The sequence below is a fragment of the Streptosporangium roseum DSM 43021 genome, assembly GCF_000024865.1.
Taxonomy (GTDB): domain Bacteria; phylum Actinomycetota; class Actinomycetes; order Streptosporangiales; family Streptosporangiaceae; genus Streptosporangium; species Streptosporangium roseum.
Window position 1 is genome coordinate 7590040 of sequence record NC_013595.1, and the last position, 14930, is coordinate 7604969.

Annotated in this window: 11 protein-coding genes; 1 reads left to right on the forward strand and 10 read right to left on the reverse strand. The window is 73.0% G+C overall.

The annotated features are described in order from the left end of the window. Nucleotides 1–180: 180 nt before the first annotated feature. From SROS_RS33255 to SROS_RS33285, 7 genes are all read right to left on the reverse strand, one after another. Nucleotides 181–2442, reverse strand: coding sequence for a glycoside hydrolase family 6 protein (locus SROS_RS33255; RefSeq protein WP_281047975.1), 2262 nt, complete (start codon nt 2440–2442; stop codon nt 181–183). 303 nt (nt 2443–2745) lie between these two features. Beyond that, entirely contained in the window at nt 2746–3453 is a 708-nt protein-coding gene (locus SROS_RS33260; RefSeq protein WP_012893325.1) for a class F sortase, read from the reverse strand. Next, a complete protein-coding gene (locus tag SROS_RS51350) occupies nt 3446–4144 on the reverse strand; it encodes a hypothetical protein (protein WP_012893326.1) in 699 nt (232 codons plus the stop codon). The genes SROS_RS33260 and SROS_RS51350 overlap by 8 nt, the downstream gene beginning before the upstream one ends. Nucleotides 4145–4349: 205 nt before the next feature. Continuing rightward, on the reverse strand, nt 4350–5084 hold the full coding sequence (ppgK, locus tag SROS_RS33270; RefSeq protein ID WP_012893327.1) for a polyphosphate--glucose phosphotransferase: 735 nt from the start codon (nt 5082–5084) through the stop codon (nt 4350–4352). 233 nt (nt 5085–5317) lie between these two features. Continuing rightward, on the reverse strand, nt 5318–6298 hold the full coding sequence (locus SROS_RS33275; protein WP_043653428.1) for a COG1470 family protein: 981 nt from the start codon (nt 6296–6298) through the stop codon (nt 5318–5320). A 22-nt stretch (nt 6299–6320) separates the two neighbouring features. Beyond that, nucleotides 6321–6872 carry a hypothetical protein gene (locus tag SROS_RS33280; protein ID WP_012893329.1) on the reverse strand — a complete coding sequence of 184 codons (552 nt, stop codon included), beginning with the start codon at nt 6870–6872 and terminating at the stop codon, nt 6321–6323. A 174-nt stretch (nt 6873–7046) separates the two neighbouring features. Then, nucleotides 7047–8087, reverse strand: a complete 1041-nt coding sequence (locus tag SROS_RS33285) for an NADP-dependent oxidoreductase (RefSeq protein WP_012893330.1) — start codon at nt 8085–8087, stop codon at nt 7047–7049. A 172-nt stretch (nt 8088–8259) separates the two neighbouring features. Between SROS_RS33285 and SROS_RS33290 the strand changes: the two genes are divergently transcribed. Beyond that, complete coding sequence (locus SROS_RS33290; protein WP_012893331.1) at nt 8260–11637, forward strand: AfsR/SARP family transcriptional regulator; 3378 nt, start codon at nt 8260–8262, stop codon at nt 11635–11637. A 50-nt stretch (nt 11638–11687) separates the two neighbouring features. Here SROS_RS33290 and SROS_RS33295 read toward each other — a convergent pair whose 3' ends face one another. The 3 genes from SROS_RS33295 to SROS_RS33305 all read right to left on the reverse strand — a co-directional run bounded on the left by SROS_RS33295 (nt 11688) and on the right by SROS_RS33305 (nt 14799). Next, the gene (locus SROS_RS33295) at nt 11688–12668 is read right to left on the reverse strand and encodes a LacI family DNA-binding transcriptional regulator (protein WP_012893332.1); all 981 of its coding nucleotides are present in this window, start codon (nt 12666–12668) and stop codon (nt 11688–11690) included. A gap of 311 nt (nt 12669–12979) precedes the next feature. After that, a complete protein-coding gene (locus SROS_RS33300) occupies nt 12980–13753 on the reverse strand; it encodes a WD40 repeat domain-containing protein (protein WP_012893333.1) in 774 nt (257 codons plus the stop codon). Then, nucleotides 13750–14799 carry a WD40 repeat domain-containing protein gene (locus SROS_RS33305; protein WP_012893334.1) on the reverse strand — a complete coding sequence of 350 codons (1050 nt, stop codon included), beginning with the start codon at nt 14797–14799 and terminating at the stop codon, nt 13750–13752. Before SROS_RS33305 ends, SROS_RS33300 begins: the two co-directional genes overlap by 4 nt. Nucleotides 14800–14930 lie beyond the last annotated feature (131 nt).

A 14930-nucleotide genomic window follows, 5' to 3' on the forward strand; every position in this document is an offset into this window, starting at 1 on the left:
CTCCTGGAAACCGCGGAGACCGCCTTCCGGAAACCTGGAGACCGCCTTCCGGAAACCTGGAGACCGCCTTCCGGAAAAGGGTACGGCCCCGCCGTTCCCTCGCGGGGAGCGGCGGGGCCGTGCTCGTCCGGCTGCCGGGCCGCCGGGTCCCCCGCCGGAGCGGGGGCCCGGGATCAGGGGTTACGGCAGGGCGGGGTAGGCGTTCTTGAGCAGCTCACGGAACTGCGCCGAGAACCACTGGCCGGAGAGCGGGGCGTCGGCCAGGGAGCCGGTCATGTTGTTGCCGTTGCGCTCGTTGCCGGTGTAGGTCGGGTCGCACATCCGGTCGAAGCCCTTGCCCTCGTCGTTGGGGATGAGCTTGCTGGCGCCGTCGGACTCGCCCGGGGGCTTGATCCAGACGTAGGCGTCGAGGCCGGCGGCGGGGCTGGCCTGCGGGCGCTCGCCGAGACCGGCGCCGCTCTGGTTGCACCAGTTGCCGGCGTGGATGCGGCGGTCCACCCGCGACTGGTTGACGAAGGTGTTCACGTCGGTGGAGGTGCTGGGAGCGGCCGGGCGGGCCGTACCGCCCCACCCGTTGCGGGAGGTGTCGATCAGCATGCCGAGGCCCGGCTTGAAGCCCTTCTGGATGAGCAGGGTCCGGAAGGCCTGGGCGTAGGACAGCTCGTCGACGTAGAAGTTCCAGTCGAGCCACCGCGACTGGCGCACCGTGGTGCCGTTGACGGTGGTGTTGATGGTGAAGTGCGGCTCCTTCAGAGCCGAGTAGTTGGCGGTGTTGGTGATGAAGCCGTCGACGCTGTCGAACCCAGCCGTGGTACCGGCGACGGTGCTCGCGAACAGGTCGGCCGAGGGGCCGAAGTTGGTGTCCCAGCCCAGCCAGCCGTGGTGCGCGGCGTCGATGTAGGTGTAGACGTTCTTGATCGCGTGCAGCTTGTTCAGGGCGTAGCGGACGCCGTCGACGTAGGCGCCGCTCGACTTGGCCTCCTGGCACTTGGGCACGTTGAGGTTGGTGATCAGGTTGGGCAGCGAGTCGATCTCGATGACCGTCGAGATCCGGAGCGTGGCGTACCTCGGCTCGGCCATGATCGCCGCGATCGGGTCGATGTACTCGGTCTTGTAGCGGTTAAGCCCGTTCTGGGCGATGAGCAGCTCACCGTTGGAGGCCAGCGCCGAGCAGTCGCGGTTGGGCAGGTTGTAGATGACGAACTGGATCGTCAGGGGCTTGCTGCCGTTGGCCGCGTCCTGCCTGAGGGCCTCCTCCAGGTGGGCGCGGAGGCCCCTGGCGGAGGCGGTGCCCTCGATGGCGGCGATGCGGTCGAGCCACACGCCGGTCGAGATGTCGGCCACCGCGTCGCCGCCCGGCTCCGCCGCGGCCTTCGCCGCCCAGTCGGGGTTCACGTAGCCGGTGGCCCCGGCGTACGGGTTCTCGACGTGCTCGCCGGGCTGCGTGACGACGTCGTCGTCGGACTCGGTCGCGGTGACGGAGACACCGGTGTGCCCGGTGGCGGCGGCCGCGATGGTGGCGGTGCCGTCGGTCTGGTCGGCGTCCTGGGCGGCCGAGACGGTCACGTTCTGCGCCGTGTTCCAGTTGGCGGGGGTGAAGGTGAGCGTGGAGGGCGCGATGGTGAGGTCGGCGTCACCGGTCTTGGTCAGGTTGACCGTGACGTTGCCGCTGGGCGCCTTGCTGAGCCTGAAGCCGACCGTCTTGGAGCCGCCTTCGGGGACGCTGACCGAGGTCGCGGAGGCGACGACCGCCGCGGTGCCCCCGTCGGAGCCGACGGTGAAGGGGACCTCGGCGGTCTCGGCGGACAGGACCGGGGTCCCATTGTCGTAGGCCTTCGCCCTGGCGGTGTGGCTGCCCGCCGCCACGCCCGTCGCCGAGTAGCCGTACGGGGCGGAGGTGTCGGTGTTGACGAGCGCGCCGTCGACGTAGAACTCGACCTTGCTGACCGCGCCGTCGTCGCCGGCCGTCGCCGCGAGCGGTACGGCGGAGCCCGCGGGGATGGAGGCGCCGCTCGCCGGGCTGGTCAGGCTGACCGTCGGAGCCTGGTTTACGGGCGGCTGGCCGCCACAGGTGACGCCGTTGACCGTGAAGGCGGTGGGCTTGGGGTTGCTCCCGCTCCACGACCCGTTGAAGCCGATGCTGGTCGACGCGCCGGTGGCGAGGTTGCCGTTCCAGTCGAGGTTCTTCGCGGTGACCTGGTTGCCGGTCTGGCTCCAGGTCGCCGACCAGCCCTGCTGGACCTGCTGGGTGCCGGGGAAGGCGAAGCCGAGGGTCCAGCCGGCGAGCGCGTCACCGAGGTTCTTGACCGTGACGCTGGCGGTGAAACCGCCCTGCCATTCGTTGGTGCTGTAGGCGACGTCGCACGAGACTGCGGCGTGTGCCGTGGCGGCCTGCCCGGTGGCGAGACCGGCCGCGGCCACGAGCAGGGCCGCCGTGGTCACCGCCCGATTGCGCCAGGCTTGACGGCGCGGATGAACTCTCATTCGTGATCATCTCCAGGACGAGGGTGGGAGCGCTCCCATAGTCCGGATGTTTCAGGCGTGTGTACAGCGTGTTGCGCGCCGGAGGGCCCGTGCCGGGACCGCCCCCGCCCCTGACCTCACCGAACGCTTTTCGAATCCGATGAAAGTTTCAAAGGTCCCCCGGCACCGGGTCGTGCGCGCCATGCCGGCGGGGCAGGCGGCCGGTCCCGCCGAGGGCACCTGACGGGCAGGCGGCCGGTCCCCGCCGGGGCCGCCGGAGTGTCAGGCGCGGGAGAAGTCCGACAGGCGGTACCAGCCCGCGAGGTCGCCGTAGACGATCAGGTTGTCGTCGTAGGAGTGGCGCTCGACGTCGTAGGCGCCGCCACAGGTCACGAGCCTGATCGTCGGATGCGGCAACGACCTGTAGACCTTTTTCACCGGGAAGGCGGACTTGCGGACCCGCTCGATCGCGGAGACCCGGAAGACCACGGCGGTCCCGTCCTCGCGGGTCACCACCACCGCGTCCCCCTTGCGCACCCGTGACAGCCCGGCGAACACGGCGGGCCCGGTCCTGGTGTCGAGGTGACCGACGACGACCGCGGAACCCGGCTCGCCGGGCGCCGGCCCCAGGCGGTCCCAGCCGGCGAGATCGGCCTGATCGAGGGAGGGGGGCTCCAGCGCGCCGTCCACACCGGACTCGATCGGGGTGACAGGGGCGTTCACCTCCGCACGCGGCACCACCAGCGCCACCGGACCGGACGCGCCCGGTAACCGGGGCAGCGCCCGGGGCCAGCCGCCCTTTCCCCGGGCGGCGGGCGCGGTGGTCGCACCCGGCCGCGGCGCGGCGGGGGCCGTGATCGGCAGGGCGCGGACCAGGGCGGGATCCGCCTCCTCACCTCCCACGACCCTGCAGCCGGCGAGCACGAGGACGGCTCCCATTCCCAGGGCCCCCAGAGCCCCCAGGGCCGTCACGGTCCGGAGCTCAGCCACGCCCCGCCGCCCGGCGTCTCCTCATCAGCGTCAGCCCACCGGCACCGGCGAGGACGGCGGCCGCGCCGATCCCCCAGCCGAGCACGGCGGCCGGCCTCTCCCCCTCTTCGGCCGCCGCCCCGCGCGCGGCCGCGTCCCCGGCCAGCGCGAGACCGCCGCCGCCGGTGTTCGGACCGGAGCCGTCGACCACGTAGAGCTCCCCGTAGAGGGTGTCACCCTGGCAGTCCACCTCCACGGCGTAGGCCCCCCACGGCGCGTCGTAGTCCACCTGCGCCCAGCCGGCCGTGACGGGAGGTGCCTCCCCGAACCCGTCCCCGGGCCCGCCCTGGAAACCGTCCCCGAACCCGTCCCCGGGCCCGCCCGCGAAACCGTCACCGAACCCGCGTCCGGGCCCGTCGCCGAAACCGTCGCCGAAACCGCCGGAGCCGTCCCCTTCGAACCCCGCGCCCTCCTGGAACCCCGGACCGCCGAGCTCCACCTCGTTCCGGAAGGCCGCCGACCGGGCGAAGGCGGGCCCGTCGCACGCCGGCGCCGCGATCTCGATGTCCTGCCCCGGCCGCACCCGGTACGGCGAGAGCCTCACCTCCTGGTCGTCCCCCCTCGCCGCCGCCGGCCACGCCGCCCCCGCGACCACGACGGCCGCCACCCCGGCCGTCGCGACCCAGCGGGTCAGGACTCCCGTCGACTGCATCACGTCCCTCCGTCTCCAGCAGATACGATCTTGCTATCGATCGCTACCTACCCAGGCCGGAGAGCGTGTCCGTCAAAAGAAGATCAAAATCCGAGCGGCCTTCCCGGCATATGCCGCAGATTCCCCGGGCTTCGCGGCGGGCCACGGCGGCGCCCGCGATGGCCGTACGGACTCCCTAGGGTCCCGCGATGGCCGTACGGACTCCCTAGGGTTTCGCGGCGGCCATGGCCGCGCCCACGATGCCGGCCTCGTTCTGCAGGGTGGCCGGCACGACCGTGGTCTGCACCCGCACCTTGGGCAGGAACTTCTCCGACTTCTTACTGACCCCGCCGCCGATGATGATCAGCGATGGGGAGAACAGCGCCTCGACGTGCTGCAGATACTCCTCGACCCGCCCCGCCCACTTGTCCCAGCTCAGCTCGTGATCCTCGCGCGCGTGGTCGGAGGCACGCTTCTCGGCGTCCTTGCCCCTGATCTCCAGGTGCCCGAGCTCGGTGTTGGGCACCAGGTGGCCGTCGACGAACAGGGCGCTGCCGATCCCGGTGCCGAAGGTCAGCACCAGCACCACCCCGGTCTTGCCCCGGCCCGCGCCGATCGCCATCTCGGCCGTACCGGCCGCGTCGGCGTCGTTGAGCACCACCACGGGCAGGCCCGTCGCCTTGGCGAACAGCGCCTGCGCGTCCTCGCCGATCCACGCCGCGTCCACGTTGGCGGCCGACCTCGTGATCCCGTCGGTCACGATCCCCGGGAAGGTCACGCCGACCGGTCCGTTCCAGGCGAAGTGCTCGACGATCTGCGCGACCACCGGGGCCACCGCCTCGGGGGTGGCGGGGACGGGCGTCGGGATCCGCAGGCGCTCCCGTGTCAGCTCACCTTTGACGACGTCCACCGGCGCACCCTTGATCCCGGATCCGCCGATGTCGATTCCCAGCGCTTCCATGACATCCACCTCCTGCTCCGGGCTCCTTCCCCGTGACGGGGCACTGATGCTTCCGCGCCGGGCGGGTCACCGCGTGCGGCGGATGTCACGACAGCCCGTACGGCGGGCGTCACGACAGCACGGCAGGGGGAACACGGCGGGAGGAGACACCGCAGGAGGGCCTCACGGCAGGCGAGAGCCCCGAGAAGGAGCCCCCGGAGGCCCGGGCTGCCGGCGCCGCCGGTCACGTGCCGTCAGCCCGCGGCGGCGCGACGCCGGCGGAGCCGGACGGCCAGGACCGCGACCGCCACCAGCAGCGCGGCCAGCCCCCCGAGGACGCCGAAGAGGGACAGCAGGCCCGAGTCCGGCGGGACGGGCGTGCCCGCGCCGGCCCTCGGGAAGGTGACAGTGGCGCTGACCGTCCGCTTCACCATGCCGCTCATCAGGGTCAGCTCCACCTTCCATGGGCCGTCCGGTATCCGCCGGTCCAGCGTCACGGTCACCGGGGCGGCGGCGCCGGGGGCCAGCGTGACCCCCAGGTCGGCGGCGAACGGCCCCGCCGACAGGCCGCCCGGCCCGTCCGACAGCGACAGCGACCCGCTCATGTCCAGGGCCCGCGCACCGGTGTTGTGGACCAGGGCCGCCAGCTGCGGCCTGCCGTCCGGCGCCCGTACGGGCGTCAGCTCCTCGATCCGGAAATCCGACGGCGGTTCACCCCCGCGGCCTATGTCGAGGTAGAGGCGGATCCCGACCCGGCTGACGACGCGTACGGGGTGGGCGGCGTCGGCCTCGGCGACGGCCTGCGCCCAGACGACGCCGTAGCGTTCGCCCCGCGAGGCGGCCGGCGGCACCTCGATCGCGACCCGGGCGGTCCCGCGGCCCCCCGGAGGCAGGTCGAGCGAGGAACGGTCGAGTGACACCCAGCCCGTCAGCTCGTTGGGGGTGCGCCCCCGCGCCATGGCGAACCTGTTGCGCACGATGTCGGCACCGGCCGGGTACAGGTCGATGTGCTGGGCGTCGCCGGACGTGTTGGAGATCTCCAGCCGCCGCCTGATGGTGGTCCCCGGGGAAAGGTGATCGACGATGTAGGAGCGTGCCCGAGGGTCGTCCCGGCGGCTGACGGGCGCCTCCAGGAGCCGGATGCCGATCTTGCCGTGGGTGTCCTCCACCGCTTGCCCGCTCGCGCCGGCCGGCGGTCCGGCCGCACCCGAGCAGAGTGCGGCCAGCAGCGTCAACGCGCACGGCCTGGCGACCCGGCTAGGCCACCTGATGTGTCACCGTCCCGTTGTAGGTGCCCGTCTGGGCGGTGAGGGGGATCGAGATCACCAGGGTGGGGTTCCAGGTCACCGTGCTGCCGCCGGTGCCTCCCGAGTGGGAGAAGGCCGTCACCGCGGTGCCGGCCGTACCGGTCAGCGTGACCCTGTCGTCCTCGGTGAGCTGGCCCGGGGTGAAGGTGCCACCGCCGCTGGGGGCCGTGCCCGCCCCCGACCAGTACTCCAGCGCGCTGAAGGGGATGGTCAGCGCGGCGACGGTGAAGTCCGTCGCGTACACCGACGCCGTCCAGTCCGACGTGGCCCCGCCGCGGGTGTCGGAGACCGACACCGGGCCGAGCTGACCGGTGATCTCGCCCCCCGGAGGGGCGTTGCCGAGGTCGACCGGGCCGGCGGGGGCGCTGACGTCCAGGCTGCCCGCCGACACCTCGAAGGTGATCGGGGTGTCATCGGTGGGGGCGGCCACCGCCGGCGCCGCGAGCAGGAACATCAGCACACCCGCGCCCGCCGAGGTGAGCGTCATGGATCTCTTGCGCAAGGTCTCTTCCTTCCGAATGGCCGTACATGTCCTCGGGGGGCGGGCAAGCGATGGATCTCCTCCACCTACCGCGATCACCTTAAGTTCTCAATAACTACCCAGAGTGACGATAACGGCAAAGAGTCCGTCGGGAGATGCACCGGTAATGCCCGAAGTGCCGCACGGTCCGACCGGTCATCCGATGCCGTCGAGGCGGACCAGCATCTTGCCGACGTTGGCGCCGCGCAGCACCCCCAGGAAGGCGGCGGGTGCCTGGCCGATCCCCTCGGCCACGGTCTCCTCGGTGTGCAGGGTGCCGTCGGCGAGCCAGCCCGCGGCCCGTTCGATGTATTCGGGGAAGAGGTGGAGGTAACTGGTGACCAGCATGCCGCGCAGGGTGGCCTCCTTGTACGCGGCCCGGTAGAGGTTGTCCGGGCCGGGGACCGGCGCGGTGGCGTTGTAAGCGCTGATGGCGCCGACCAGCGCGATGCGGCCGGCATGGCGTATCGCGCCGATGGCGGCCTCCAGGTGGTCGCCGCCGACGTTGTCGAGGTAGACGTCGATGCCCTCGGGGGCGGCCTCGGCGAGCTGGGCGGCGATCGAGCCGGCCCGGTAGTCGATCGCGGCGTCGAAGCCGAAGCCGGTGACCAGCTTCTCGGCCTTCGCCGGCCCGCCGGCCGAGCCGATCACCTTCGCCGCGCCGAGCTTGCGGGCGAGCTGCCCGGCGACGCTGCCGACGGCTCCGGCCGCGCCCGACACGAAGACCACGTCGCCCCGCCGTACGGGGGCCACCTCGGTGAGGGCGGCGTACGCGGTCAGGCCCGTCGTGCCCAGCGCTCCCAGGTAGGCCTGGGCGGGGACGGCGGCGGTGTCGACGACGGTCGCGGCGGAGGCGTCCATGACGGCGTACTCGCGCCAGCCCAGGAAGTGCGAGACGGTCGCCCCGACCGCGACGGCCTCCGACCGGGAGACGACGACCTCGCCGACTGCCCCGCCCTCCAGCGCGGCACCGAGCCGGAACGGCGGGATGTAGGACTCGGCGTCGTCCATCCGGCCCCGCATGTACGGGTCGACCGACATCCAGGTGTTGCGGACCAGGATCTGGCCCTCGCCGGGCTGCGGCACCTCGGTCCGGACGAGTTCGAAGTTCTCCGGGCCCGGCTCGCCGGCCGGGCGGGAGGCGAGCCGGATCTCCCGGCCGATGATCTGCTTGTCCGGGGTGACGTTCGAAGACATGGCGACCGCCTCTTTCTGCTGGGTGGGGAATCGACCGGCCCGTTTCCCGGCCGCGTCAGGCTCAACTGTGCCGACCGGCGCGCACGATCGGCTGGGGGTCCGCTGGGGGTCGGCGCACGGCCGGGCGCCGGCCTGCCGTTCTCACGCCGTTCGGCTCCGTTAACGTGATGCCATGCGCTTTGGGGTACTTGGTCCGCTGGCGGTATGGACGACCGACGGCAGGCCGGTGCGGGTCCCGGAGCTGAAGGTCCGCGCCCTGCTGGCCGACCTGCTGGTGCACCAGGGACGGCCGGTGCCGGCCGACCGGCTCGCCGACGACCTGTGGGGCGAGGACCTGCCCGGAAACCCCGCCAACACCCTGCAGACCAAGGTCTCCCAGCTGCGCCGGGCCCTGGAGCAGGCCGAGCCCGGAGGCCGGGGCCTGGTGGCCTACCTCCCGGCCGGCTACCTGCTGCGGATCGAGGCCGACGCGGTGGACGCGCGCCGGTTCGCCGATCTGGTGGTCCGGGCACGCGAGAGCGGCGATCCCCGTGCGAGGGCGGCGCTGCTGTCGGACGCGCTGGCGCTGTGGCGCGGCCCCGCCTTCGCCGACTTCGGGGACGAGGGGTTCACCCGGGCGGCGATCACCCGCCTGGAGGAGCAGCGGCTGACCGTCCTGGAGGAGCAGGCCGAGGTACGGCTGGAGCTCGGCGAGCACGGCCTGCTGGCCGACGAGCTCGGCGACCTGGTCGCGCGCCACCCGCTCCGGGAGCGGCTGCGCGCCGCGCACGTGCGCGCCCTCTACCGCGCCGGCAGGCGGAAAGAGGCCCTGGACAGCTACGGCGAGCTGCGGGAACAGCTCGCCGAGGAGCTCGGCCTGGACCCCGGCCCGGAGCTGACCGCCCTCCACCAGGCGATCCTCGAACAGGACCCCGCCCTGTCCGCCATCCCGGCCCCGGCCACGTCGGCGGCGCGGCCCCGTACCAATCTGCCCGCCCCGCTCACCGACCTGATCGGCCGGGACGGAGCGGTGGCCCAGCTGCGCGCGCTGCTCGAATCGGCCCGGCTGGTGACGCTCACCGGTCCCGGCGGCGTCGGCAAGACCCGGCTCGCCCTGGAGACGGCCGCCCAGCTGACCGGGGCGTTCCCCGACGGTGTGTGGCTCGTCGAGCTCGCCGGGCGCCGGCCCGCCGGCGGACCGGACACCCGGCCGGCGCCGGCCGAGGTGGGCGAAACGGCCGAGGTGGGCGCGGTGGCCGAGACGGTGGCCGCGGTGCGCGAGGTGGCCGAGACGGTGGCCGCGGTCCTGGGGATCCGCGACGGGACCACCGCGGGCTCCCGCCCCGGCGTACGGCCCGCCGGCCTGACCGACCGGCTCGCCGACGCCCTGCGCCCCCAGCGGCTCCTGCTCGTACTGGACAACTGCGAGCACGTGGTCGAGCCGGTCGCCGAGCTGGCGGAGCTGCTGCTGCGGCGGGCACCGGGGCTGCGCATCCTGGCGACCAGCCAGGAGCCCCTGGCCGTCTCCGGAGAGGTGCTCCAGGCGGTCGCGCCGCTGGAGTTCCCCGGCCCCGCCGCCGGCACGGAACTCTCCGACCTGCGCCGGTCGAGCGCCGTACGCCTGTTCGTGGCGCGCGCGTCGGCGGCCGCACCGGGCTTCGTCCTCGACGCGGACAACGCCCCCGCGGTCGCGGCGATCTGCAGACGGCTCGACGGCCTCCCCCTCGCGCTGGAGCTGGCGGCCACCCGGATCCGGGCGCTGGGCGCGCGCGGGCTGGCCGAGCGGCTGGACGACCGTTTCCGCCTGCTGGCCACCGGCAAGCGGGGTGCCCCGGCCCGGCAGCAGACCCTGCGGGCGATGATCGACTGGAGCTGGGAGCTGCTCACCGAGCCCGAGCGCGTCGTGCTGCGCCGGCTGGCCGTCCACTCCGACGGCTGCACCCTGGAAGCGGCCGAGGCGGTCTGTCCCGGCGAGGATCTGGACACCGCCGACGTGCTCGATCTGCTGATCCGCCTGGTGGACCGCTCGCTGGTCGCCACCGTGAACGGCACGGACGGCCCCCGGTACCGGCTGCTCGAATCGGTCGCGGCCTACTGTCTCGAACGGCTGCACGCGGCGGGAGAGACCGACCGCGTACGGCGTCGGCACGACGTCTACTACACCGAGCTGGCCGAGCGGGCCGAGCCGCACCTGTACGGCCCCGGCCAGCGCCTGTGGCTGCAGCGCCTCGACGCCGAAACCTCGGACGTGCGCAGCGCGCTCCAGGGCGCGGCGCGGCGCGGGGAAGCCGATCTCGCACTGCGCCTGGTCAACGCGGCGGCCTGGTACTGGTTCCTGCGCGGACGCCACCGGGAAGGCCACCGCCTGCTGACGACGGCGCTGGCCGTGGACGGACCGGTGTCCGCCGCCGCGCTGGCCAGGGCCACCACCTGGCAGGCCGGGTTCGCGATGCTGGCCGGCGACGGCACGGACCTCGTGCGGCAGAGCCGTACGGCTCTGAAAACCTATGACGGCGTCGACGACCCCGAGCACCACGCGAGGGCGGAGTGGTTTCTGGGACTCGCCCATCTCCACTTCGGCGACGTGTCCACCGGCGGGGACCTGGCCGGCCGGGCCCTGGCCCGCTTCCGCGCCCTCGACGACCGCTGGGGCGTGGCCGCGGCGCTGGGCAGCCAGGCCAGACAGGCGATGTTCCGCGGCGACTTCCCCGCGGCCGGACGGAGCGGTTCGGAGAGCGCCGCGCTCTTCGGTGAGCTGGGCGACCGCTGGGGCCGGCTGCAGGCCACGGACACGCTCGGCTACCTGGCCGAGGTCACCGGCGACCACGGGCGGGCCGCCCGCCTGCACCGGGACGGCCTGCGCGTCGCCGAGGAACTCCAGCTGTGGACCGACGTCTCCTACCGCCTCTCCGGCCTCGGCCGGATCGCCCTGCTGACCGGCGACTTCGCCCAGGCCGGGGAGCTCCACGAGCGGGCCATGCGACTGGCCGCCGAGCAGTCCAACAAGTTCGCCGAGGAGTTCGCCGAGGTCGGCCTCGGGCTCGGCGCCAGACGGCAGGGCGAGCTGGAGACCGCCGAAACGCACCTGCGCAACTCGCTCGACTGGAACCGCCGGCTGGAAGCGGACTACGGCGTGCCGTTCTACGGCGTGACGCTGCTCCTGGCTGAGCTCGGATTCATCGCCGAACAGCGCGGCGACGCCGGCCAGGCCCGCTCGCTCCACCTCGAAGGGCTCGCCGCGGCACGCGAGATCGGCGACCCCCGCGCGATCGCCCTCGCCCTCGAAGGCCTGGCCGGCGCGCAGGCGCTCGCGGGGGACCACGGCCACGCGGCCCGCCTGCTGGGGACGGCGACCGCCGTCAGAGCGTCCGTGGGCGCTCCCCTGCCCCCCGCCGAACGCGGCGACGTGGACCGCATCACCTCCCGGGCCCGCGACGCCCTGGGAGAGGAGGCCTTCGCCGCCCGGTTCGCCGAGGGCACCGGGCTGGACCACGACGCCCACCTGCGGTACCTCACCCCGCCGGGGCCCTCAGCGCTTGACCCGGTCCCGCCGAGAGTCCTCAGCGTTTGACGGGTCCCGCCGGAGGTCCTCAGCGCTTGGCCCGGTCCCGCCGGGGGCCCTCAGCGCTTGACGGGGCCCGTCGAGGCCCTGACCACCAGTTCGGGCTCGAAGAGCAGCTCGTCGGCCGGGACCAGGGCCTTGTCGATCTGGGCCGCCAGGAGGTCGACGACCGCGCGGCCCATCGCGTCGATGGGCTGGCGCAGGGTGGTCAGCGGCGGGTCGGTGCAGTTCATCAGGGCGGAGTCGTCGTAGCCGATCACCGAGATGTCGTCGGGCACCGACAGCCCCGCCCGGCGCGCCGCCCGGATCGCGCCCAGCGCCATGACGTCGCTGGCGCAGATGACGCCGGTCACGCCCCGCCGTATCAACCGGGTCGCCGCCGCGTGCCCGCCCTCAAGGGAGAACATGGTGTGCTCGACGAACTCCGGGGCCAGGCCGGCCGCCTGCAGCTTGCGCCGCGAGGGCACGTGGTCCGGCGGGCCGAGCACCATGCCGATCCGCTCGTGCCCGAGCGAGCGCAGGTGCCCGAGCGCCATCTCGGCGGCCGCCACGTCGTCGCAGGAGACCTGGGGGAAGGCGAGATGCTCCACCGCGGCGTTGACCAGCACGGTCGGCAGCCGGCGCTCCAGCAGCAGCTCATAGTGGCTGTGGGAGGCGTCGGCCTGGGCGAACAGGCCTCCGGCGAACACCACGCCCGACACCTGCTGCTGGAGGAGCAGGTCCACGTATTCGGCCTCGGAGACCCCGCCCAGCGTCCTGGTGCACAGCACCGAGGTGAACCCCTGCTGGGCCAGCGCTCCCCCGACCACCTCGGCGAACGCCGGGAAGATCGGATTCTGCAGCTCCGGCAGGACGAGCCCCACCAGCCTCGCCCGGTCACCGCGCAGCTGCGTCGGCCGCTCGTAGCCGAGCACGTCGAGGGCCGTGAGCACGGCCTCCCGCGTCGCCTCGGACACCCCGGGTTTGCCGTTGAGCACGCGACTCACCGTCGCCTCGCTCATGCCGACCTTCTTGGCCACCTCTGCAAGCCGTCGCGTCATGACGAAACCATACGGCATTAGGCGCAAGTATTTGCGGATCTTTGCGAAAGATATCGCATATTTCCCCTGCGTTCCCCGCCCTCCCGGCACGGCGGGGAACGCCCCGCGCCGCACCGCCTCCGACCGGCCGCCGCGCCCTCCACCACCCGGGCAGGCCGCGGGGTGCCGAGGCCATGGAGGCCGCCGTCCAGAGTCCGTTTCGAAGTCAGTAGATGAGGGTGAGGCACCCCGTCAGGAGTTCAGATCTCCCGTCCTCCGCCAGTTCGGAAGGGTGCGCCGGTTCGAGAGCACACCCTTCTTGCTGTCCTGTCTCAGCGTGGTGCGCCGGCCGTCCTGTCGGCGGCGCCCGGCCCGGTCCGTTCCGGTACGGCGAGACCGGCCAGGAACCACGCGTCGATGCTCTCGCCGACGGTCACCATCGCCTGCCCGTCGGGAGTGAACGAGACGATCTGGCCGCTCGGGTGCGCCCACAGCGTCCGCCCCACGGAGTCGAAGAGCACAGAGCCGTGGTCCGACGCGACGAAGGCGAACGGTCCGCGGTCGGCCCACACCGCGCGGGTCGAGGTCGCGGCGAACGGGGAGGCCGCATCGAGCTCTCCCGGGAGTTCCGCCGACCGGACCAGCGCACCGGCCGTGAGGGACGGATGATCTGGCGCCGGATCCAGGTTCAGCATCCGGGCGGCCGGGCCGGCTTGGGCGCCCCGGACCGCGGCGCCCTCGACCGCGCCGCCCACGGCGAACAGGGCGGCGCCATCCGGGGCGAAGGCGAGGGCGTTCACATCGGTGAGCCCGGTCTGGGCGGCGGCCAGCACGGCGCCGCCGTCGGCCTCGCGTATCACCACACGGCCATCCGGTGCCGTGTGCGCCAGCAGCCGGCCTCTCGCGTCCAACGCGACAGGACCGAACGCCTTCTGCTCGGCCGGGACGTCGTCGTCCGGCATCGGCCGCTGCTGCGCGGGCCAGGACAGCACCCGGGGCGCGACCGCGGCCAGCTCCTCCTCGTCCAGCTCGGCGAGACGCAGGCAGACCTCCTGCCAGACCTCCTTGGTCGGGCGCGCGTTCAGGAGTCCGTCCAGAGAGCTCATCGCAGCGGGTCCTCTTCATCTGGAGGCGAGAAGGGAAGGGAGTGGGCTTGCACGCCGTCGTCGGGAGAAGCGATCACCAGGGTGCGGCCGTCGGGGGTAAGCGCGGCGGCGATCCGCGGGCCGGGGGCGTCCACCGACAGGCGGGCGGATGCGGTGGCAAGGTTCCAGACGGTGACGCGGCGCTGGTCCACGATCGGCACGAGGGGCTCGGCACCGCACCACACGGGCCGCAGGTTGATCCGGTCGACCCGTTCGCCGGTCGGCAGGACCATCGGTTCGGGTCCGGCCGCCGGGTCGTCCAGATCGACGACCGTGGCCACCGTCTCGTCGGGCCGGGCACCCACGACGGCGAGCGCGGCCCCGTCCGGGCCGAACGCCAGACCGTTCACCCACGGAATACCTGTGCGGTACTCGGTACACGCGCGGCTACCGATCTCCTGAACGACGACTCCTTCCTTCGAGGACCACCGGCGGGCGGTGGAGAAGGCCAGCCGCGATCCGTCGGCGTTCAAGGCGACGGTGCCCTCACCCTGAATTCGATCCTGGTGGGCGAGGCCCTCGAAGATGTTCTCGATGTCGTGGACGACGCGCCGGGTCGCCGCGTCCCGGACGACGACGTTCCGGCTGAACGCATTGGACGTGGCGAAGAACCGGCCGTCGCCGCTGGCCGCGGCCTGCGCGAGGTCCGGACCGTCGCCACCACCGCCCCCGGTCATGGCTCGCGTCCACGGCTCGCCGGGGGCGTTGAACGACCAGCGGTAGATGGAGTTGCCGCTTTCCATGGCCGTCAGCGCCGATCCGTCGGGGTCGAAGACGAGATCGAGGACGCGCCGACGACCGGGGACGGAGAGGCGGACCACGGTTCCCTCCGCCAGGAGCAGCACCTCGGAGAACTCTCGGAACCACGGCGTGGCCGTCGCGATCGCCACCCGGCTCAGGTCCGCGGTGGCCGCGATCGCGGTGATCCGCTCGGGAACGGGTGAACGCGCGGGGAGGGGACGCGGCGTCTCCAGATCTTCGGGGGCACCGAGCTGCCGCACCGACATGGCGTCTCCGATCGACGGTGTTGATCAAGCGGAACGACCGAGACTCTAGGGATCGACACCGACAATCGCAGGATTTCGCGGAACTCGCCCGACACCAGGGCCGCGCGCGCCCGAGCGGACTCACACGCGTG